At 35.4% G+C, this 1,047-nt stretch carries 1 pseudogene; it reads left to right on the top strand.

Annotation, left to right across the window (positions count from 1 at the left end):
• Positions 1 to 752 (top strand): annotated as a pseudogene (locus JX312_RS13925) (hypothetical protein); the annotation flags it as partial.
• Positions 753 to 1,047 lie beyond the last annotated feature (295 nt).

Here is a 1,047-nt window from a genome sequence, read left to right as displayed (position 1 = left end):
ACTCCCCGGATCCAAAGGCATCAACATACACCCACATCTCCCCTTACACGTACTGCGCAGCTGATCCCGTAAACCTGATCGATCCGACCGGAGAGATTCCCACGGCTCTTGAGGGGGCGTACATCGCGAACCATGTATATGACGGAAAACTCGGGGATGTCCTGTACGGAGGATGGAAGATGATCAAATGCTATACCAGCAAGGAGAGTATTTCTTTCCGAGGGGGATTGTATCAAAAACGACACGAAGACGTGACCATAGAATATGCGTTCGCTACGGCAGGGACTTATCCGTTATCAACCGAAAGTGGAGAAAATAGTTTGAAAGAAGACATATTACAACCCTTTGGTCTCTCCATTGATATGAAAACTTCAATTTGGATTGCTGATAAGCTTTCTAAAAGCTATCCGAACAACGAACTTACCTTTGTTGGACATTCTAAGGCAGGAGCGGAAGCCGAGGCAAATGCATACAAGACAGGAAGAAATGCCCTGCTTTATAATCCCGCAATTCTTAATGATAAGAAATATGGATTAAATGCAACCTTTTATACAGAACACAATCCTAATGGTATAATAATTTACGTCATGAAAGGAGAGTTCTTGTCTTATATAAATAAACTAACCAAACTATTCGTCCGTCCATCTAAACAAAATCATAAAGTAATACTCAAAGGGAATAAAGGGAATTCAATTGATAAACACACAATGGAAACAATGATAGAATCATTAAGAGACAATGGATATAGATAATTAGACTTTATTGATTAAAATCAATAAAGCAAACAAAGCCCTCAATAATAATTTTGTAATGATTATTAAACATGTTTTTATGATGTTGAGAATAAAATCAAATTTTTGTAAAATAATTAAAGTAATATTATCAATATTTACTACCCTTGTATTATGTTACAGTATTATTGGGGTGTTATATGTGGATTATTTATTGAAACCAACATTTAATCTAATCATTTTAGTAGATGACAAAAATTAAATTTATGCTGTTAAACACTTAATTTTCAGTCGATTAAATTTGCAAAAGTCCCTG

Source organism: Barnesiella sp. CU968 (genome assembly GCF_905219685.1).
Taxonomy (GTDB): Bacteria; Bacteroidota; Bacteroidia; order Bacteroidales; family Muribaculaceae; genus Lepagella; species Lepagella muris_A.
The sequence above is the reverse complement of the archived record's forward strand: the minus strand, read 5'-3'. Positions and strand labels throughout refer to the sequence as shown.